Annotated in this window: 19 protein-coding genes; 1 reads left to right on the top strand and 18 read right to left on the bottom strand. The window is 39.7% G+C overall.

Annotated features, from left to right (window positions below; genetic code table 11):
* Nucleotides 1-27 precede the first annotated feature (27 nt).
* The 17 genes from C558_RS31285 to C558_RS0117340 form a co-directional block, all read right to left on the bottom strand.
* Nucleotides 28-960, bottom strand: coding sequence for an ATP-grasp fold amidoligase family protein (locus tag C558_RS31285; RefSeq protein ID WP_018757574.1), 933 nt, complete (start codon nucleotides 958-960; stop codon nucleotides 28-30).
* Between the two features lie 46 nt (nucleotides 961-1,006).
* Complete coding sequence (locus tag C558_RS0117415) at nucleotides 1,007-2,308, bottom strand: flippase (RefSeq protein WP_018757573.1); 1,302 nt, start codon at nucleotides 2,306-2,308, stop codon at nucleotides 1,007-1,009.
* Between the two features lie 21 nt (nucleotides 2,309-2,329).
* Entirely contained in the window at nucleotides 2,330-3,502 is a 1,173-nt protein-coding gene (locus C558_RS31280; RefSeq protein WP_018757572.1) for a glycosyltransferase, read from the bottom strand.
* The gene (locus C558_RS35210; RefSeq protein WP_018757571.1) at nucleotides 3,499-4,197 is read right to left on the bottom strand and encodes a CatB-related O-acetyltransferase; all 699 of its coding nucleotides are present in this window, start codon (nucleotides 4,195-4,197) and stop codon (nucleotides 3,499-3,501) included. Before C558_RS35210 ends, C558_RS31280 begins: the two co-directional genes overlap by 4 nt.
* Nucleotides 4,194-6,191 (bottom strand): DUF4838 domain-containing protein, encoded by a 1,998-nt coding sequence (locus C558_RS0117400; protein WP_156826166.1) that lies wholly within the window; start codon nucleotides 6,189-6,191, stop codon nucleotides 4,194-4,196. The genes C558_RS35210 and C558_RS0117400 overlap by 4 nt, the downstream gene beginning before the upstream one ends.
* Before the next feature lie 101 nt (nucleotides 6,192-6,292).
* Nucleotides 6,293-7,603 (bottom strand): glycosyltransferase family protein, encoded by a 1,311-nt coding sequence (locus tag C558_RS0117395; protein ID WP_018757569.1) that lies wholly within the window; start codon nucleotides 7,601-7,603, stop codon nucleotides 6,293-6,295.
* Nucleotides 7,569-8,831 (bottom strand): hypothetical protein, encoded by a 1,263-nt coding sequence (locus tag C558_RS0117390; RefSeq protein ID WP_018757568.1) that lies wholly within the window; start codon nucleotides 8,829-8,831, stop codon nucleotides 7,569-7,571. The genes C558_RS0117395 and C558_RS0117390 overlap by 35 nt, the downstream gene beginning before the upstream one ends.
* 24 nt (nucleotides 8,832-8,855) lie before the next feature.
* The gene (locus tag C558_RS0117385) at nucleotides 8,856-9,965 is read right to left on the bottom strand and encodes a glycosyltransferase (RefSeq protein ID WP_018757567.1); all 1,110 of its coding nucleotides are present in this window, start codon (nucleotides 9,963-9,965) and stop codon (nucleotides 8,856-8,858) included.
* Nucleotides 9,966-9,981: 16 nt separating this feature from the next.
* Nucleotides 9,982-11,112 carry a non-hydrolyzing UDP-N-acetylglucosamine 2-epimerase gene (gene wecB / locus C558_RS0117380; protein ID WP_018757566.1) on the bottom strand — a complete coding sequence of 377 codons (1,131 nt, stop codon included), beginning with the start codon at nucleotides 11,110-11,112 and terminating at the stop codon, nucleotides 9,982-9,984.
* Between the two features lie 3 nt (nucleotides 11,113-11,115).
* Nucleotides 11,116-12,231 (bottom strand): polysaccharide biosynthesis C-terminal domain-containing protein, encoded by a 1,116-nt coding sequence (locus C558_RS0117375; protein ID WP_018757565.1) that lies wholly within the window; start codon nucleotides 12,229-12,231, stop codon nucleotides 11,116-11,118.
* Nucleotides 12,228-13,253 (bottom strand): polysaccharide biosynthesis protein, encoded by a 1,026-nt coding sequence (locus tag C558_RS0117370; RefSeq protein ID WP_018757564.1) that lies wholly within the window; start codon nucleotides 13,251-13,253, stop codon nucleotides 12,228-12,230. The genes C558_RS0117375 and C558_RS0117370 overlap by 4 nt, the downstream gene beginning before the upstream one ends.
* 38 nt (nucleotides 13,254-13,291) lie before the next feature.
* The gene (locus C558_RS0117365; RefSeq protein ID WP_211220774.1) at nucleotides 13,292-14,428 is read right to left on the bottom strand and encodes a glycosyltransferase family 4 protein; all 1,137 of its coding nucleotides are present in this window, start codon (nucleotides 14,426-14,428) and stop codon (nucleotides 13,292-13,294) included.
* A gap of 100 nt (nucleotides 14,429-14,528) precedes the next feature.
* Complete coding sequence (locus C558_RS0117360; RefSeq protein WP_018757562.1) at nucleotides 14,529-16,409, bottom strand: polysaccharide biosynthesis protein; 1,881 nt, start codon at nucleotides 16,407-16,409, stop codon at nucleotides 14,529-14,531.
* A gap of 243 nt (nucleotides 16,410-16,652) precedes the next feature.
* Nucleotides 16,653-17,342, bottom strand: a complete 690-nt coding sequence (locus C558_RS0117355) for a CpsD/CapB family tyrosine-protein kinase (RefSeq protein WP_018757561.1) — start codon at nucleotides 17,340-17,342, stop codon at nucleotides 16,653-16,655.
* Entirely contained in the window at nucleotides 17,323-18,072 is a 750-nt protein-coding gene (locus C558_RS0117350) for a YveK family protein (protein WP_018757560.1), read from the bottom strand. The genes C558_RS0117355 and C558_RS0117350 overlap by 20 nt, the downstream gene beginning before the upstream one ends.
* A gap of 45 nt (nucleotides 18,073-18,117) precedes the next feature.
* Nucleotides 18,118-18,825, bottom strand: coding sequence for a tyrosine-protein phosphatase (locus C558_RS31275; RefSeq protein WP_018757559.1), 708 nt, complete (start codon nucleotides 18,823-18,825; stop codon nucleotides 18,118-18,120).
* 75 nt (nucleotides 18,826-18,900) lie between these two features.
* On the bottom strand, nucleotides 18,901-19,335 hold the full coding sequence (locus tag C558_RS0117340) for a hypothetical protein (protein ID WP_018757558.1): 435 nt from the start codon (nucleotides 19,333-19,335) through the stop codon (nucleotides 18,901-18,903).
* A gap of 210 nt (nucleotides 19,336-19,545) precedes the next feature.
* On the opposite strand from C558_RS0117340, the gene C558_RS0117335 reads away from it, so the two are divergent.
* Entirely contained in the window at nucleotides 19,546-19,917 is a 372-nt protein-coding gene (locus C558_RS0117335; protein ID WP_018757557.1) for a helix-turn-helix domain-containing protein, read from the top strand.
* 74 nt (nucleotides 19,918-19,991) lie between these two features.
* On the opposite strand, the gene C558_RS33855 is transcribed toward C558_RS0117335, so the two are convergent.
* The gene (locus C558_RS33855) at nucleotides 19,992-20,156 is read right to left on the bottom strand and encodes a hypothetical protein (RefSeq protein ID WP_018757556.1); all 165 of its coding nucleotides are present in this window, start codon (nucleotides 20,154-20,156) and stop codon (nucleotides 19,992-19,994) included.
* Nucleotides 20,157-20,419 lie beyond the last annotated feature (263 nt).

The raw sequence follows: 20,419 nt of genomic DNA, 5'->3' as shown, positions 1-20,419 counted from the left end.
TCAATTTACGATACAAAATGTAACATGTCAATTATTTTTCACGCTATTTGGTTTATACTTTCCCGGTAGTGTAATGAGATTTCCCATATAGAGACTTGTTTCCTCTTCTAATTGACTATCCAAACAACCTGTTGGCGTGAAGGACATCTCTCCTAATATTAGTTGACCTTCGTATTCATAATAATCAATCCGTACAAAGGGAAATGGCTGTGATAGCGCTTCTGATACACGAAGCATTTGGTCTAATGTTATTGGTTTATCAATGTTTTTCGAGCTATTCCACTTTCGATAGGGGAATAATTCCCAATTTTTGTCATACAGACTGAATTTAACACCTGTATTCCGATCTGTACAAGCCAATATGAATACCGCTTTTCCGTGAAAACAGTAGACCTTGAAATCAGCCGGCGTATTACCAGCAGCATCTCCGAGGTATTTCTCGCATATAATTCTTGGTTTCATCTTATCGTATTGAACTTCTGCTGCGACTAGACTATATCTCGTTTTCATCCATCCATCTAATTTCTCTCTCATCTCTTCCGTATTCACCGCACTCAGATCACTACAAATAATGTTAAACCCACAGCCATGGGTACACTTTATAGCAAATTGATTCGGCAATGCCCCAAAATCAACGTCTTGACTTTGATCATACACACCATATAATTCATTCAAAATCTCTGAATAACCGCACTCTTCAATATATTCCCGAACGGTATATTTATCCGCACATTTTGCAACAAGCGGATGTTGCCAATACAACTTGAGCCATTGCAGTTTTTCATTGAAATCTTTTGGATTCACTAAATCCAGTCTCGTCCCCATCGTTTCTTTATATAATTTCTTTGTTAATAGTACGGGAGAGATTTGATATATGGCATTGTTGATTCTCTGGTTCAAAAATTTGTACATGTTCATTAATGACTCTTGACGTCGAATGGTTTCTTTCAATGCTTGCATGGATTTCAATCTCCTCTATAGTGGGATGGTCAAGATAGAAATATCGTTATAAAGCACTACTGCGAACACGTTGTTGCAGTACACCTCTTAAAAGAAGTGCATCAAACATCAATAATGATGAAGCGCGTGTTCGTTTGTAGAACAACGGTGCAATAATCGCAACAACAATTTGAGCTATTAGCGTAGACCAGGATGCCCCATATATACCTAATTTAGGTATCAATATCCAATTCAATACAACATTGATAACCGTCCCAAAAATGATGTAATGCTTAACGTATTTCTGATAGTTTTCACACACAATCCAAATAGAACGTGCAGATCCTAACATCGCAAACGTCCCTGCCCAAATATTAATATTGAGAACACCAGCTGCTCTGGAATAGGCTTCCCCGTATAACGTATGTACAATAAATAAAGAAAAAATGGAGAAGATAATCCCCACGCCAATCCCCATCCAAATGATCACGGCATACAACTGCTTTAATTTCCTAATGTACGCTTCATAGTCATGTTTTCTCTGTTCAATGATGACTGGGGTTACGGAATTAATTATTGCAAGTGGGATAATATACCACATATCAGATAAGCGAATAGCAGCAGAATAAATCCCTACATCCACCTCCCCAATCATACTTCCAATCATGATTTGACCTAATTTGGTATAAAGAGATACCAGCAATCCGGAAATAATAAGATGGTAGCTCTGTGACAGCATTCCTTTAGATATTTGCATGGAAAATTCCCATTTTACGCCGCCTTTTTTGACATACATGAACAACAATATAGCAGATACTAGCATTGCCTCTAACGTCGTTGAGAATGCAAACCATATCACTGGTGCATTCATCATTAATAACGAAATTTTCCAAATGGCTATGCAGACACCCGTTAGAATCTTCGATATAGACACATATTTGGATTGAAGCCGTGATTGAAACCAACTATCAATCAATTCAATCGATCTAAAAATAAGCGAAAAAGACAAGACGATCGATACATAAATAACAATCTCGTTCGTAGGATCAATCACAATGACTGTTACTATCATTAAGATCATCGAGATAAAACCTGCAATAAATCGCATCATTATTCCAGATCCGAGTCGCACCCCAGTCGTTGAAGGTTCATTTAGGACGTCTCGAATAAAAATGTCTGCGATCCCTAACTCACAAAACGCAAAAAACAAACTCATGATTGAGATACTATAGTTAATCAATCCAAAATTTGAAGGTCCTAAAAATCTCGCTGACATGATGCCTACAAATAACGCAATTACAAGCTGCACAATACGTTCTGCAAGAATCCAGCTAATATTGTTAAATACTTTACTTTTTCTAATCCGCATAGTGCCTCCATAATTACGCCGTTACCTAAAAATTCTACGAACCCGTCTTTTAAATGAAGAATACACTTGATAATAAGCCAATCGGATAATTTCTTGCCTACGAATATCTCTGATATCATAGATACTTTTTAACAATTGTAAGTTAGCTCGTTTCCTGTTGTATGGATTGCCCTCAATAACCCTTGTATCATAGAGAAATATTTCTTTCCCTGGATTATTAGTGATTACATTCATTTCATGGGGTCTCAGTTGAAGTCCATAGGAAGATAGAATATGATAATCAGCAATTTCCATGGTAAGCCAATAGCGTCTAGAAGGATCCCTTCCTTTCTCACCATGCAAATCAACGCAAAGATCTTGATCAGAGAATCCAAGCGTTTTGCCCATCCCAATTCGTTCAAAATATACATCGTATTTCAAACTTTCCTTATCAAATGCCGGCAGGCTAAAATCATTCATTTTACCGTATAGTAATGGAACTTGATAACTTGTCGAAGAGATTTGAGCATGTTGACCAATATCACCAAAGTTGGTTGTCAATGAAGCCCTCGGGTATACAAAGAATTTGTTAGATTGAACAATGTATTTAATATAATATTTAAGCCATGAAGACTCTGGCCACTGAATGATCGCTTTGGGAAGGCCATCCTCATTCGAAATCATTCCATTATTTTGTTCATACCAGCATTTAAAATCGAGCCACATTCTTGCTGTCCACACTTGCCCCCATGACTGAGCAAATTGAAAAAAATAGCCATCCATCCCATCATCCATGGGTATGAATGGCCTATTTGAATTCACATTCCACAAATGGGAATAAAGTGAGATACCTGCAACGGATTCTTCATCTTTATACTTCTGAATCGCTTGTGTGAGATATCGATAAAAATAGGGAGAGACAAACAAATCATCCTCCAATAGAGCTACAGCTCCATACTGTAATGCATAATCGCCGCACTGGAGAATATGTCTGCGGAGCCCCAGACGTTCAGGTTGAATCACAACAACCTTCTCACCATAAGGCCAATTGAATTCTTTCGCAATGGATTCGACCTCCGAGTTTCCACTTTGATCAATGCTTATGATTAACGGAACTGCATCGCCGTCATAAATCGCATTTGTCAGTGATTCTAACAATCTTTGTAATGACTTTGGCCGGTTATATCCGACTGCAACGAGAGCTAGATTACTCATGCATATTCCACCTCTTTGTTATCGCCTTGAACGACAGCTCGTAATAACTCAATATCATGAAAGTATTCCACATGCTCCATAAGCCACGCTTCGGACTTATTCCACCATTGAAGGCATACTAAAAATTCAATTTCATCTTGGGTGAACCGATAGCGTATATGTTTAGCAGGAGTACCTGCCACAATAGAATAAGGCTCGACATCCGCTGTAACTAAGGCGTTTGCCCCCACAATAGCTCCATCGCCAATGGATACTCCTCCTAGGATACGAACGTCCGCACCAATCCACACATCATTTCCAATGGAGACATAACAACCATCCTGCGCAGCGTATTTTATTTCTTCGAATCGTTGTTTATTCACATAAGAAAAACCAGACTGCTTCAGAAGAGAATAAAATGCTGGATGTGTCGACACAAAGGTATGTGTTGGATGCATACCGGCTACAACCTTCACTCTCGGTCCAATGGAGCAATATCTACCAATTTTTGTACCATCCATGAAAGACTCACCGCCAATAAATGACCCAAAACCAATAGAACTGTTTTGAAAGACCACTTTTTCATTTATCACGTTATTCCCTAGGAATATGCTATTAAGACTGATGTTACAACCCGGCTTAAAAACTACCTTTTTCGTGCGAGAAATCCATACCTTCCGGAATTTCTTAATCATTCTTTTCACTAAACCTGTCATGGATCAATCCTCACAACCTTCAGTATATGATTTGCACGCTCTCTTGCCATCGTGTCCTGACCAGCAGCGGATTGAATGAGCATATCGTACACAGGCCCGCCTTTTGTCTCATATGTATTTAAGTAATCTACTACTAAGGAAAACTCCACAAATGAATTCTCCTGTTGCTCTTCCTGCGTCATAACAGAACCTGTCATATGCTCTAAAAGCGCATGATTGGGATCGGTTCTATACTGTTCTATTAGATCTTGCTTCTTCCGTGCATAATCCGCTTGTGTTCTCCCACTAAGTACGTGATCCAATAAGTTCATTGCTGTATTTGTATCAACTGGTTGCTGAATCGCTCGGGGATAACTCAATACAGAGGCCTCATAATATTCGAATTGCTTCATCAGGATCATAGCACGTGATTTCTGCTGCGCTGTCTCCGTCCTTGCAACAACAGATTCCAGTAATGACCTCATTTCTTTCATTTCTTCTTCTGATAATGACTCGAGATACGAATCCGAATGAAATAGAAAATACGTTAAATCTTTCCCTTCTTGAAACCATTCGGTCTCTTTAATCCGTGTTGTCCAGAACTCCTCCCAATGATCGAAATAGGCTCTTAATGCCGGAGCAGCGTCTTTTCCAACAGCATGTTCATACCAAAAGTTCAAAAGCTCATCCACATTTCTGCCTGGATCCCAGAGTAGTTTTGCGATAACCCAAGCTTTAGGTCCTTCCCCCCAGTTCGGGTACAATTCCCCAAAGTATGCGATGACCTCTTGTTCCTCGCCATACTTTAAATATTCCGCCATTTGATGAGGATAAAATCGTGGAAGCTTATACGGAGTTCCGTAAATATAATCATAATAAGCCAATTGGCTTGAAACTCTGTTCCAAGCCTGTATTTGTTGCTGATCTTTTTCCCTTACGCGATCATCAATCCAGCCCATCCGATCTTTGGTGAAATAAGGGATAATTCGCGAATTCAACTTAAATGATGGTGGATCCATTACACTGCCATACGCAAGTAAGCCGAACCATTTATCGGGATGAACCTTGAGGACTCCTTCTACGACTCGATTAACCCACGCGTAATAGATTTCAGACATATCGGGTTCTCCGATTGAATTCAGTCGATGCGGATTCTTCGGATGATCTAGTTCCGTTTCGCAGAAACCACCGTTATCATTAATTGCTAGTGAGAACGAAGAAATCTCGGGATGGTTATTAAAAAAATCCACAATTGTATCTATTGCTGCTGTTATCGTCCCTGGTTCCGAAAAACATGGTTGCCAGCCGATCTGCGTGGTCGGAATAAATCGCTCTCCATTCCGAAGCGGATAAAATTCTGGATGGGTTATCGGATATTTTTCACTCGGCAATCCTTTTTGAGGGAGGAATAGACTCCACATATGATGCTGATATCCAGAAATCCGTTGATGTAATCGATTCCGAATCCCCCATGTATAATTCGGACCATTATCCTGAATGATGAGTTCCGATAACTGCAGCCCAAACAAGACACGCGATTGATATGCTGGCTCCTCACGTATTTTTACATATGGAATCGATAAACTTGATCTCGCAATTACATCTTCCCCATCAGGACCTGGCATCAACCAGCTCACACCAACATATCGCTCAAGGAATTCATATACTCCGAATTGGGCCCCATAAGGTGTGCCTCCCAATATGGTGATAATCTTGTCTTGCACTTCAATCAGAAAACCATCCTCATCGATTTCTCGGAGCTCTTTCTTGACGTTTCCATTCTCTATGCTTCGAATGTCCCCAATCATTATATGGGTTAGTTCCTGATCGGAAGGCTCCAACTCCGTTACATACTTAATGGGTAACTTCACCTTCGTGGATTTCCACACATACTCAGATAAAAAATTCGCCCCTTCCATGAGCTGATTATCTGCATCGGTCGGAATGACGATAATGGCATTCGCCCGACCGTTGTCTACAATAAGGACAGAACGTTTCCAACTCAACCAAGTCATAATGAGAACACATAGAACAGTGAAACCTATAAGGGGGAACAGAAACCTCTTGTTTCTTTTTTTGAAGACATAAATGCGCACTGAGTTCCCTCCTGCACCCTTTAGCTATGTGACAAAATTCCCATGAATTGATCTGATATCGTATTTAGTTGATAGGGCCTCATCCAATCGGAGAGGGTCTCTCCTTTAAGATTAGACATTCCGAACAATTTCTCCAGTAAAGACACTACCTCTTCATCAAGAATAGCTAGATTTGAGCGTATGGTGATTGCGCTAGGATAACGGTTGAAAAATATTTCTGAATTATCATGATCAATATCCGCGATATTCAGGATACGATTGCCCGTACTTGCATATTCAACCACTTTACTTGGTAGCTGAAGCGGTGTCCGATTACTGATATTCACGAGGACATCGGCCTGTTGCATGGCATTTAATGCGACATGATGCTCTACAACACCATGCATAAATATATGGGTATGAAGGAGATCTTCATACGACGTAAAACTAGCTTCACAATCATGCACATTCCCAAAAAAATGGAGCTCTAGCCTATCGCCATAAGGAGTATCTAGCATTCGACGAAATAATTGGAGCAGAAAATCCGGATTCCGTATTTTACGGTATAACGTTCCGATGAAAACAAATCTTATTTTCCCATCCTCTTTAAATACATCCAATGACTCAGGCGCTTTTTGAATCGTTAACATGGGAGGGATGACATGCATTTTGTTTTCACTCTCTGGAAAAATCGTTATATAGGATGCGATGGCTTCTGGCGTAATCCCTACCGCGTTGGCATTCTGGAATATTAGACGTTCATATTTATAGTTCAAACGTTGATACAGGAGTACATTATTCGTAGGCGTCTCTTCGAGAATACAAAAAGGATCGCCAACATCAACTAACCAAGTGAGTTCAGGATTCTTGGTTTTTAGTCGATTAGCGACCACATGACTGGTGAATGGATGCGACACACTGACAACAAAATCATATCCATGCTTTACCTGTAAGCTTTTTGCTCTCCGATAGGCAGGGTAGAACCATAGGCAAGCGTAATCTGGCCAATATATTTTTTTCCAGGTCATATCATGAAGCATTTTCAATGTTTTCACGATCATTTTCTTAGCAGATGACTTCAATGTTGTCTGATTTTCTTTTTGGTCTTGCGCTGCATGAACTTTGGATGTAACACGCTTCCTTACTCTTTCTAATAATCCTCCGGCTACGCGATGAACGTTAACACCCTTCATTTTTTCTTGTTGCAGCAAACCCGGTTTACGAACAGATACAATATCAACTTGATGCCCATTCTCGACCCACTTCTCAGCAATAGCAGACCATCGATATGCATGGGGGGAACCAATCGGCAAATAATCATAGCATATAATGAGTACTTTTTTGAGCTCCATCAGCCCACTCCCATTCCTTGACATCGGTTTGATTCATCGAATATCGAATGTAGCCCAGAATAAAAAAAGAGAGAATAAAATAATAATTATAGCCTTGCATGATGGGTTCTAACATCATCCCTGTTGAGAAAGACATCAAGGTCCCAAGTACGATATAATTTTTCTGTTTGAATATGGCCTGTGCAAATGGCTTCATATGCTTAATTTGAATCATCAAAAGGATCAGGACAGGAATAATTCCTCCGTACCAGCCAATATCTAACCAAAGATTATGATAGAAGCTAGCCGATATACTTTGAGACTTTTGTCCTCCCATTGGAAATTCTATTAGCCCACGCAACCCTTCGAGCCATACACTATATCTAACATCTTCAACCCCCATCTCAACTTGACGACGAAACAAAGGACTGCTGACAATATATTCGATAATTTGATTTGCAAATATTGTGATCCCTAGAATAATACACCCAAATATAAATATCCGTTTGATCAAACCTTCTTGTGTGATAAAGGAGTGACCCAGAAATAGCGCTACAACTATGAGAATCGTAATTATCCCCGTAAGAAGAGGCGTTCTGCTCTGAATCGCCAACGTCGCAAAAATACTAAATAGTGAGATCGTAACCCCATAAACTTTCCAGTATCGATTCATTCGATCAAACAAAGATGTAATTAAAGTAATCCCTAAAGACAAATAAAGTCCTAATCCTGTAGCGGAAATCCTCTGCGATTCATCTGAGCTCCAAATCGAAGGAACGTTTCTGTTATCTAATACAATAGAGCCTGATCCAAATGTATTTCCATCCATAAGAATATTTTTATATACTGAGAGATTACTGAAGATAACAAATCCAGAAATCACAATAATGATTGTCACATGTACATTTTTATATGTATGCGAGAGGATTGCTCCTAAATAATAGGCGATACAAAAATTCACCGTAATTAATATCATTTCTTTATCAAGTACCGCTAATCTATAGCTAATCATAATGCCATAATAGATAAAACAGAAAAGAAAGACGAGTGCCACATCAATAACCAGCTTCATACGTATATTTAAACCTTTCATAAATAAAGATACAACGAATGCAGCAGGCAGCATTAATGATGAGATGGTCTTAATCTGTAGCCCAAATATAAATAGACTACATAGTATGAATAGGCTAACAAAAGTCAATTTATCGTTGGTTCCATCATCAATCTTGTTGATTATATCTCCATTCATGATATTTGCTCCTTTATTCTCAACCTATGTAGGGACTACACATTCTTTTATTAGATTAAGCACTGGTTGCCACCCGCTGTTGACTCTGGAAGGTGTACCAGAAGGTAACGAGTAGCTCCATCCCCCTTGCATAATGAACTCCATTTCTTGGGTCAACGCAAGGGGATCCATAGGATCGAAAAACCTTGCATTTTCATAACCCGCTAAATTCTCCTGAGAAAAGTTACAGTTCGACGCAAGAATAACGCCTCCAATCATTCTCGCTTCGATCAGTGGAAGTCCTACAGTTTCGATATAAGAAGGAAACAACAGTACTGATTCTGCGAATTTCTTATACACGTCACTTCTTGCTAAGGGTCCAATGAATCGAATGCAGTCCTCTAACTGCTGCGCATCAGTATACAATTCTCTCGCTAATGAATTATCATCTTTATTCATTGTGAACTCGATCGTAAAATCCTTATAACCCCGATCTAATAAAATACGTGCCGCTTGTAGAATACAATGGTGATTTTTATAATGACTCGCACCCGCAGGGTAGAAAAAACGATTCATTTGAATGGGATAACCAGTTTTAAGCGAACATCGGTCTATTTCAGGCATAATTAATTCGGGTGGAATAACAGCAACCTTGTTCTCCTGAATTTGTGTCTGATCTATCATAGCTAGTTTCATCCAGGATGACTGCACGATGACTTGGTTGGCTCGACGTACTCCGGCTTTAATCAGTCGACCAATCACGTGCTGATAGAATGCCATACTACGCTCTCTGCGATCGAAGAACGAATAACGTTTTACATTTTGAAATGGGAGTGATTGATGAACATATACGATATTGGGTACTTGGGAGAAGGGGATCGGAATATTTTGCAGCGAGAAAATAACATCGGGACGGTATTTCTTAATTCTTCGGCCTGCCAGACAATAATCCCATCCTAATCGATGTAATAAGCTCTTTCTTATCCAAGGCAGCCGAACCACTTGAATATGATCACACGCCTCAAGCTCCGGCGTACTCACAATGAAAGTCCATTGATCACGCTGACCATGATCCTTTACGAAATTGTAGAAATCGTTAAGAATCGATAATGCCCCCCCGCGATCTGCAGGTACATCTACAACAACGATATGCATGACCCATCCCCTTATTCTACTCGCCTTTTGACCATACGAACTGGTTGACGATTTTGGTATAACTTTGAATAATTTTGACAACCTTAATCGATACATTATCATCAGCATAATCCGTTGCTAATTTAACACGTTCTTCATTCGTCCACATTTGTCTTGCTAAATCGATACCTTGTACAAGATCCCGCTCCGTTATCCCGCCTATAATGACAGTCCCCTTATCCAACACCTCAGGGCGTTCTGTTGATGTTCTAAGAAGCACACCCGGGAATCTTAAGATTGCTGACTCTTCGGATAAGGTACCGCTATCGGATAACACACAGAATGAATGAAGTTGCAAGTGGTTGTAGTCAAAGAAACCGAACGGCTTCAATTGTCTAACCAATGGATTGAACTTGAACCCCGACTCTTCGATTCGTTTCCAACTTCTTGGGTGTGTTGAATAAATAATAGGCAGCTCATATTGATCTGCTATGCGGTTAAGTGCATTCATGAGCGAAAGGAAATTGCGTGCATGATCTATATTTTCTTCACGATGAGCCGAGACTAGTATATATTTCCCAGCTTCCAAGCCTAATTCATGAAGCACCTTGCTCTTCTCAATGTTATCCCTATTCTTATCTAAAACCTCAGTCATCGGTGATCCTGTAACAAAAATATGCTCTTTACGAATCCCTTCGGATAGAAGATATCTTCGACTATGCTCGGTATAAGGCAGATTAATATCACTGATATGATCTACAATTTTACGATTAATCTCTTCGGGAACATTTTGATCAAAACAGCGGTTACCAGCCTCCATATGAAATATTGGTACCTTAAGACGTTTTGCAGCAATTGCGCTTAGTGCACTATTGGTGTCTCCGAGAATTAATAATGCATCCGGTCTTTCTTGTTGCAGAACGGAAAAAGATTTGTGAATGATATTGCCCATGGTCTCCCCTAGATGTTCACCGACCGCATTCAAATAATAATCAGGTTCCCGTAAACCTAATTCTTTAAAGAAAACTTCATTCAACGTGTAATCCCAATTCTGACCTGTATGTACAAGTACATGTTCAAAATATTGGTCACAAGCTTTAATACACTCGGATAGTCTAATAATTTCGGGTCTCGTACCTACAATCGTCATCAATTTCAATTTATTCACAAGTTAAACCTCCAAATAATAAGTGTCCGATTTCGCAGTATCAAATATTTCACTGGCCCAGAACAACGTTAACACATCGCTGTCACCAATATTTGTAATAGAGTGCGCATAACCCGGAGGTATATCTAGAACTTTCAACTCATTTCCAGTAACATGATATTCAATGTCAAAATCCGCATTAACATGCCGGAATTTAATGATAGCTTCTCCATCGATTACAAGAAACTTCTCTACTTTCGTATGATGCCAGTGGTTGCCACGTGTAATTCCTGGTTTGGTGCGTGAAATAAATATTTGGCCCAAATGATCCGATTTAATAAACTCAGCAAGCCAGCCGCGATGGTCTTGCTTCATCTCAAGGGCGTAACTGAAATTACTTTCATCCAAATAAGATAGATAGGTCGCATATAAGAATCTCTCAAAATCACCAGCTAGATTATGTACGACCAGAGAATCCCTGCTGCCTTGAAAAGAATACAATGTATCTGCTAAATCGCCCAACTTCACCTTAAACGTACGTTCCACGGAACAATGACCGCTAACATCCCGATGATCTATTTCATTGAGTACTCTTGTAAATTCCTCAATCACATCATCGATATAGACAAGATTTAACTCCGTGTTGCGATCATGGATCTGAATCGGTTGATGGGTGGCAATATTGTGGCAGAATGTCGCCACGACCGAATTATAATTGGGCCTGCACCATTTACCAAATACATTAGGCAAGCGATACACATATACTTTGGCACCAGTCTTTACTGCATAATTCTTCACAAGTTCTTCAGCATCTTTTTTGCTCATACCATAAGCATTATCTAAAGAAACTTGGATCGATGAGGACAAAAGGACTGGAATATTCCTTCCATTTTCTTGAATACAATCCAACAGCAGCTCGGTAAGCCCTCTATTGCCAGAATCAAATTCTTGAGGATTCAGAGGACGATTGTCTCCTGCAAGATGATATACAAAATCTGCCTTGGCAATCAACTCTCTCAACTGCTCTGGTGTATTTTCCTTGCCGAATTTCAGAATTTCGACATTACCAGTCTGGCTCAGAGAGGTGGCTAAATTGCTCCCGATAAACCCATTGACGCCTGTAATCAATACTGTTTTCATACCCGTACACTCCAATTTTTAATTTCGGCTCTGACGTAATCCAATGTTAAAAGTAGCTCTCTGATCTGAGGGATATCTAAACGCTCAGCATTATGCGAGTTATACTCAAAGCTCTCACTAATGACCTGTTCACCCCGTGTAAAGTAACTATCATAGTTCAGATCTCTTGTATCCGCAGAAATCCGATAATATAAACCTAAATCCTCTGCATGAGCCATTTCCTCACGCGTTAAGAGCGTTTCATATAATTTTTCCCCATGACGCGTTCCAATGATCTTTAATTCGTTCCTTGCTTCAAATAAATCCCGTAAGGCAAAAGTTAAGTCTCCAATCGTCGAAGCCGGTGCTTTTTGTACGAAAATATCACCTTGCTTCGCATGCTCAAATGCAAATAAAACAAGTTCAACGGCTTCTTCGAGTGACATTAAATACCGTGTCATCGACTGGTCGGTTATCGTTAATGGTTGATCATTCTTGATCTGCTGGATAAATAATGGTATTACGGAGCCTCTTGAACACATCACATTTCCATACCTCGTACCGCAAATTAGCGTTTGCTGAGGAGATACAGTGCGAGATTTAGCCACCATAACCTTTTCCATCATTGCCTTGGAAATACCCATAGCGTTGATTGGATACACGGCTTTATCCGTTGATAGGCATACAACCTTTTCTACGCCGTGTGCAATTGCTGCATTTAGTACATTCTCAGTTCCTATAACATTCGTCTTAACTGCTTCCAACGGGAAAAATTCACAAGAAGGCACCTGCTTCAACGCCGCTGCATGAAAAATGTAATCGACCCCACGCATCGCTGACTCAATACTTGAGTAATCACGAACGTCACCAATAATAAACTTAACTTTCTCATGGTGCAGTTCTTTCCGCATATCATCTTGCTTCTTCTCATCCCGCGAGAAGATTCGGATTTCACGGATGTTTGTATTCAGAAATCGATGTAACACAGCATTACCAAATGAACCTGTACCGCCGGTAATTAGAAGACATTTCCCTTCAAACATTCCCTACCAACCCCCACATATTCTAATTTCGACTAGACTTATACATGCGCAGTAATAATTTGATAAGCTCTTGAAACCGTATAATGCTTCTCCAAATACGCTCGACCATTTAACCCCATTCGAGCTCGAAGTTCTGGATCGGCTAACGCTATTGTATTTATCAATTCAATAAACCCAAGAACATCATTACTTTCCGTCCACATTCCGCAGCCCGCCTCATGAATCACATCCTTGAGATCTGTGTTGACATCCGTTGCACATACAACAGGTAGACCTGATTCCATATAGGATGTTAGTCTCGACGGGAAATTGGGGATCGTGAATCTCGAATCTAAGAAAACCAATCCCACATCACAGCTTTCTAACAACTCATCATATTCTGCTGTTGGTAGAAATCGTCTGATCATAACATTTGAAAACTTTCCATCATGTAAACGAGAATGAATCCGATCATATTCTGTTCCTGCACCAACGATGAGGAAATAGAGATCTGTTCGATCTTTTACGACCTCAAGGACCTCAAGAAAGAAATCCATCCCCTGTGGTTTGCCCAAATTACCGCCATAAATGAAAACAACGGAATCCTGAGGGATCCCGTATCGAAGTCGAATATCATTACGCTTGTTATGACTCCTCCGAAGAGGTAATGGATTAATACAATTCGGACACTCCTCAACTTTACTGCGGCTTATTTCTGGATTATGTTTCAACACATATTCCACGTTGGCTCGAGACATACAACCAATGAAATCCGAGGCTTCATATAGGCGCTTTTCTTTATTTCTAAAATAACGCCAAAGCAATCCATTTGGCTTCAACATTCCGATATCGACTGCATTTTGTGGAAAAATATCTTTCAAGAGCAAATAGCTTTTACATCTATCACGCCGTTGAATATGTTTCACGACATTCTCGAACGTAATTGGCGGTGTAGAATAAATCAAGAGGTCAAACTTGACCCCTTGCAGATACTTTTTGATCGCATTTACATATTGCTTCTCAATGAGTAGTGTTGAGATCCCTTTCTCAACTAATGACGTTTTAGTTATATTTCCTGTACGTACCCTAAGAACATTTACACCCTTTTCGAAATTGAATGTCGTTGGTTTTCCTGAACGGCGTTCTCTTTGGCACAGGACATATACTTCATCTCCCTGCTCGTAGAACTCATGCATGAGATCCGTATATATATTCCTATCATTTCCTTCTTCTGGATACGACAATGTTAAGAAAAGTATTCTCACGATCTATCCTCCGCCTATTGTGAATATCGGTTTAGACACCTGCAAAGACCCACTCTGGATTTATTTCCTTACTTGCTTGAGATTGCTCCTCCATAACAAGAGAATTAAAACTTGGTACAATGTACGATAGATAACGATGTATATCTGATTTATCTTGATCTAATATCAAACTTAGGCGACTCATATCAACCTGTAATTGACTCCAATCTACTTCTTGAGCCTTTCCAATAAATATCCGATTATGTATTGTTGAGCTTAGGCCTTCTTCGTTCGTCAACAATTCCTCATATAATTTCTCTCCAGGTCGAATACCAGAATAAGCTATTTTGATATCAACCTCGGGCTCGAATCCCGACAATCGTATTAAATCACTAGCCAAGTCAACAATTTTTACAGGCGCGCCCATGTCAAGGACAAACACCTCTCCACCTTCAGCGAAAGCTCCAGCTTGGATAACCAATTGAACAGCTTCTTGAATGGTCATAAAATAACGTGTCATTTCTGGATGCGTAACCGTAACAGGACCACCATTTTTTATTTGTTCTTTAAATCGTGGAATAACACTCCCTCTACTCCCTAGAACATTTCCAAATCGAACAGCTGCAAAAACCGTACTGCTGCTACGACTTAAGCTTTGAATAATCATCTCAGCGATCCGTTTTGTTGTTCCCATAACACTCGTTGGGTTAACAGCTTTATCCGTTGAAATAAGAACAAATCGTTGTGCACCATATAGATCCGCGCATTCTGCTACATTTCTCGTCCCGAACACATTATTCTTAATAGCCTCTGCTGGGTTTTGTTCCATTAATGGGACATGCTTGTGAGCTGCAGCATGAAAGATGACCTGTGGCCGATATTCTTTAAAAATTTGCTCTATACGATCTCGGTCTTGCACATCAGCGATAATACTCTCCAATCTTATGTGGGGAAACTTTGTACGTAATTCCATCTCGATGGTATAAATACTATTTTCACCATGCCCTAGTAATAGAAGTGTACTTGGATGAAATGATGATATTTGACGACAGAGTTCCGAACCAATCGATCCTCCTGCTCCCGTAACAAGCACTATTTTTCGCTCAACATAATTGGCGATACCCTCTAGATCAACATTCACGCACTCTCTACCCAAGAGATCCTCAACTTCCACATCACGTATTTGTTGGATAGCTACCTTACCTTCAATCACATCACTCAAAATAGGAATTATTTTAAGCTTTGCCTTGGTTTTTTTACAGATCTCAATAATCTCTGAAATCGCATTTGAGGATGCAGATGGCATAGCAATAATAATATGTTCCACGTTCAATTTAGATACGGTATGAATGATATTATCTCTCGCCCCAAGAACCGGAACCCCATGAATTTGATACTTATGCTTCGTCGTATCATCATCTATGAATCCTACAGGATTCATATTAGACATACGATTCGCTTGTAATTCTTTCGCGATAATACTTCCGCAATCTCCAGCTCCAATGATAAGTACCTTTTGCGCATTGGTCTTCCTTTTAAAATCATAATAGTGCTTGTATTTCCACATGAACCTCACGCCACCAATTAGAAGCATCATGGTCTCCACCGATTGAATCATGATGGATAGTGGGATTGCTTCATGCAGGAAAAAATAGGTCATCAGATATGATGCACCGCAGCAAAATATCACAGCTTTCATAATAGCAAGGGTTTCTGGCACACTAGCATATTGCCAAATTCGATTATACAGTTTGAAATAATACATAACCCCCAAGCAGAACAATGTCGTCGATACGGAAAAAAATATACGCTGCGCTGTGAATTCTGGAGGGACATGACCGCTCATTCTGGAGAAATATGCAAAATAAATACTCACCCAAACCATGGCGATATCCGTTGTCATCAATATTATTTTTTTACTGTAATAATTCATTGACTACTTCCTTTCGTAGGAATAATCTATCATTTGCTTAAATAATAAAAATAACAGCTATATCGACTCGTTATGCCGAGTTTATATAGCTCATACTTTTATTTAGAAATCAAATAGAATGGGCATTAAACCCGTCCTCACATCACACCCTTGACGATAAACGTCTAAGGTATTCTCATACCCACAGCATGACCGAGTGCCTACAGTGATAAAGGTTCAATAGACATTACCTGAACTCAACAACTACTCTTCTTTAAGTTCGTAATCGTAATATTGTGATTCAGATTTGTTCAGTTTTTTATTGTTTAACACGACACCTAGGAGAGGTGCTTTTGCATAATCTAATTTTTCTTTTGATTTTTTTATCAAATGACGCTTTGCCTTTCCCGCTTGAATAACGAAAACGACACCATCACATAAAGTTGTAACAATTAGTCCGTCTGAGACCGTTAGAATGGGAGGTGTATCGATTAGGATGATATCAAAGCTGTTCTTTAACTCATCAATCATTTCCATGAAATTAGGTGAGGTTAATAGCTCTGCAGGGTTTGGAGGTATGGATCCCGATGTTAGAATGGATAAGTTATCTACCCCTGTGGTTCGAATCACATCACTTGCATGATATTGATTGACAAGTACATTAGACAAACCAACCTTATTTGCCATTGAAAATATACGGTGCAAAGAGGCTTTTCGTAAATCAGCATCCATTATCAGAACCTTCTTGCCTTCTTTAGCGAAACAAACAGCAAGGTTACTAATTGTTGTCGTTTTGCCTTCTCCAGGAATACTTGATGTCACAGCAATAACTTGTAGCTTCCTATCCCATTCCGAAAATTGAATATTAAGTTTCAAAGTACGATAAGCTTCTGCAATAGGTGAGTTAGGGTTAATCTCCATGATAAGTTTTGTTTCACTGGCTAATCGTGACATAATTTTCACCCGCTTGTTTTTTGGATGTTTTGTTACACTTTTTCTTTAAATCTTTCTTTCGGATTCTTGATATCACCCCTATGGTCTCTAATCCAAATAATTGCTTAACTTCAACTTCTGTTTTCACGGAGTCATCCAAAAAATCTAACAATAGAACTCCTCCAGCTGACAACATGAACGAGAGCACAAAAGCCATCACAAGATTTAATTTGAGCGCTGGACCCACCTTTACCGCATGATCATTGAGTTTCGCTGAGTCTAGAACTGTAATATTATCAACCATCATTATTTTAGGAACTTCTTCTTTGAACACTTCTGAAATAGCATTTACTAATGTCGCAGCCTTTTGATAAGATCCATCCGTCACTTTCAGCGTAATAATCTGTGAGTTTTGTGTCGTTAATACTTTTATTCGATAAAATAATTCCTCTGCAGAGATATTCATGTCAGGATATCGTTCTACAACCTTGTCTAAGATCGCTCCTGAACTAATAATTTCTTTGTAGGTATTGATTAACATAATATTCGTATTGATAGAGTTGACATCCAATAATGAGTTTCCGGACCTATCTACATCAGATTTATTCACAACGAGTTTATTGGTGGCCTCATAAGTAGGAGATACAAAAAATACTGTATAAATACCCGCCGATGCTGTAACAAGTATGACAATAAAGGAAATAAGCCACATTTTTCTTCTTAGTAATTGTAAAAATTGTCTCAGTTCCACGGTCCCACCCCCAATATTTTCCGCTAAATGGATTCATTCCGACAGTTACTTCCTGATGACAAGCCCCTCAGCATTTTGTAATATTGAATTTACATACTTCCTTCCACACAACTGCTCAATTGCTGCGTAACCTTCGCGTAGATAAAAACTTCGCTTCAACGTATTATGAGCATCTGATGCAAGGAAGTGCGCCCATTTACGTTTGCATATAAGAGCCGCAATTTTTTGGACTTTTTTCCCAAAAACACCTACTAATGACTGCGATGTAACTTGCAACATCACTCCCGCCTCAATCCACTCGTATAACTGTTTTGAATTTCGAATTACGCCAACATTCCGCTCGGGATGTGCGATTACAACTTTTATATGGTTATGGGACATATAGTTAATAAATTCAAAAAAATATGACGGTATCATTCGAGTGGGAAGTTCGACAAGCAAATAGGATGTTCCAGCCATCGTCTGTAATCTACCTGTTTGATGATCCACCTTGTAGAATTCATTTAATCGAAATTCTTGCCCAGGCAAAACCGTAAGTTGAATCCCGTTCAGTTTTAGCCTTTCATTTAACTTGATAACACCTTCTTGTATTTTTATTGCAGTATTACTATATCGCTTCGTTCCATGATGGGGTGTCGCAATAATTGTATGTATTCCTTGCGTAACGGCTACTGCGGCCATCCGAAGAGAATCTTGAATCGTCTGCGCCCCATCATCACAATTCGGCAAAATGTGACAATGCGTATCGATCATACCTCTCACCTGATTCCCTATTTTTGCGACTATTTCACTAATGCACAGCTGTCAGAAATATAGTAAAATGATATTCTAGTGATCCGATGACACACTTCGTAACAATGTGCTATATAATTGATGAATTCGCTCTTGCTCAGGAATGATTGATCTTAGATAGTCATGGAGTAATTTACTTAAGAGGAGCCTCTCAGCCTCAGTCTGAAGCAGCGTAACGCCGTATTCGTACAAGTTCTCTTCTTCAGTCCTCCACTCAACAGCGCCCCTCAGTTCCAAATGAACCTGAAGTATTCGCATTTCAATTCGTAATTCATAGTGGGACTCTACAGGGAACTTGAGGTGCGAGCAAATTCGCAATCCTGAAGGACTCATGTGGACGATAAGCACGGGATGTGCATTGCTCTTCACAGGCTCGCCATTTACGGCTTCAATACACAATTGGCCGATCAGAGGTGGGATGAGCCGAAGTCTGATATTCTTTCTTCCAATAGGTTTTTGTTTATGTTGCATACACCGATTCCTTCTTTTATTCATGGGAATGAGCAGGATTAACCTAGCTTAAAAAAGGGAATAATGCTACTTGTTGTTTCAAAACATCGCTTTACGATACATTTTGTATCATAGATGACACTATTAATTTACGATACAATTTGTAACATGTCAAGCGTTTTTTATCGTTGTCGATTTTAGATTGCATAGCATCCTTGGGGAGGAAAACATATGAAAAACGGGAATCGAATCTCAGAACTGCGGGAGCAAAAAGGGTGGACGCAAGAGGAGTTGGCAACGATGATCGGCATCAGCCGAGCAGCACTGTCACACTATGAGAAGAACCGCAGAAAGCCAGATTTTGAGACGTTGACACAGCTAGCCGATCTATTCCAGGTATCCATCGACTACCTCATCGGTAGAACGAATACCTCACAGCATGTTCTAGATCCTGAAATCGAACACTTTACGGAGCAATTAGAGCTCGCCGATTCGGAACTCTTAGAACGATTTAATCTAACCGTCGATGGACAACAATTAACGGATGATGAAGCCCGTCGCTTCATCGCATTTGTTCGCGCCGAACGTATGATGAAATCATAAGAAGAAAACATAACAATCCTCAATCAAGTGAATATAATCTCTCGCCATTCATTTGACTGAGGATTGTTCGTTTGTTAAGAAGGATCTGGCAGCACACGCTTCTGAATGATCTCCAAGGGCCACCGTTCTTCCTCAATTCCGAGCTGATGTAGCATCTTAATGACATCGATCTCAATCTTAGCCGGTGCATTCGCTTCCTTGTGAACCGATACGGTTTCAAAAGCTTGCTCTTCGCTCATATTATGTACCCTCGCTTTTTAATATATTTCTATGTATCACGTATCATCATCTGGCAGCATTTTGGGCTTCCTAATGAAGCACAAGCCTTATTATAAGGGAAGCGATCACAGGATGTTGTCGTTATCTGGAAGGGATGCAGAGGATTTTCATTCTTTTTTTGTCGAATCCATTTAGGTTTAGTTTAAAGTGTTAAAGTGCAGTTAGAGGAGATGCTTCGACCAAAAAAATATTAGATAAACCCCTGCGTTTGCTCAATTGGAGG

The organism is Paenibacillus terrigena DSM 21567, assembly GCF_000374845.1.
GTDB lineage: Bacteria > Bacillota > Bacilli > Paenibacillales > Paenibacillaceae > Paenibacillus_K > Paenibacillus_K terrigena.
The sequence above is the reverse complement of the archived record's forward strand: the minus strand, read 5'-3'. Positions and strand labels throughout refer to the sequence as shown.

Coding starts and splice junctions, on each gene's coding strand:
- C558_RS31275 (WP_018757559.1), bottom strand. CDS start 18,825: ATGATCGATACGCATTGTCACATTTTGCCGAATTGTGATGATGGGGCG.
- C558_RS0117395 (WP_018757569.1), bottom strand. CDS start 7,603: ATGGAGCTCAAAAAAGTACTCATTATATGCTATGATTATTTGCCGATT.
- C558_RS33855 (WP_018757556.1), bottom strand. CDS start 20,156: ATGAGCGAAGAGCAAGCTTTTGAAACCGTATCGGTTCACAAGGAAGCG.
- C558_RS31280 (WP_018757572.1), bottom strand. CDS start 3,502: ATGAGTAATCTAGCTCTCGTTGCAGTCGGATATAACCGGCCAAAGTCA.
- C558_RS0117355 (WP_018757561.1), bottom strand. CDS start 17,342: ATGTCACGATTAGCCAGTGAAACAAAACTTATCATGGAGATTAACCCT.
- C558_RS0117340 (WP_018757558.1), bottom strand. CDS start 19,335: ATGCAACATAAACAAAAACCTATTGGAAGAAAGAATATCAGACTTCGG.
- C558_RS0117415 (WP_018757573.1), bottom strand. CDS start 2,308: ATGCGGATTAGAAAAAGTAAAGTATTTAACAATATTAGCTGGATTCTT.
- C558_RS0117365 (WP_211220774.1), bottom strand. CDS start 14,428: ATGCATGAGTTCTACGAGCAGGGAGATGAAGTATATGTCCTGTGCCAA.
- C558_RS0117335 (WP_018757557.1), top strand. CDS start 19,546: ATGAAAAACGGGAATCGAATCTCAGAACTGCGGGAGCAAAAAGGGTGG.
- C558_RS0117370 (WP_018757564.1), bottom strand. CDS start 13,253: ATGTTTGAAGGGAAATGTCTTCTAATTACCGGCGGTACAGGTTCATTT.
- C558_RS0117385 (WP_018757567.1), bottom strand. CDS start 9,965: ATGCATATCGTTGTTGTAGATGTACCTGCAGATCGCGGGGGGGCATTA.
- C558_RS0117390 (WP_018757568.1), bottom strand. CDS start 8,831: ATGAATGGAGATATAATCAACAAGATTGATGATGGAACCAACGATAAA.
- C558_RS35210 (WP_018757571.1), bottom strand. CDS start 4,197: ATGACAGGTTTAGTGAAAAGAATGATTAAGAAATTCCGGAAGGTATGG.
- C558_RS0117360 (WP_018757562.1), bottom strand. CDS start 16,409: ATGAATTATTACAGTAAAAAAATAATATTGATGACAACGGATATCGCC.
- C558_RS0117375 (WP_018757565.1), bottom strand. CDS start 12,231: ATGAAAACAGTATTGATTACAGGCGTCAATGGGTTTATCGGGAGCAAT.
- C558_RS31285 (WP_018757574.1), bottom strand. CDS start 960: ATGCAAGCATTGAAAGAAACCATTCGACGTCAAGAGTCATTAATGAAC.
- C558_RS0117400 (WP_156826166.1), bottom strand. CDS start 6,191: ATGACTTGGTTGAGTTGGAAACGTTCTGTCCTTATTGTAGACAACGGT.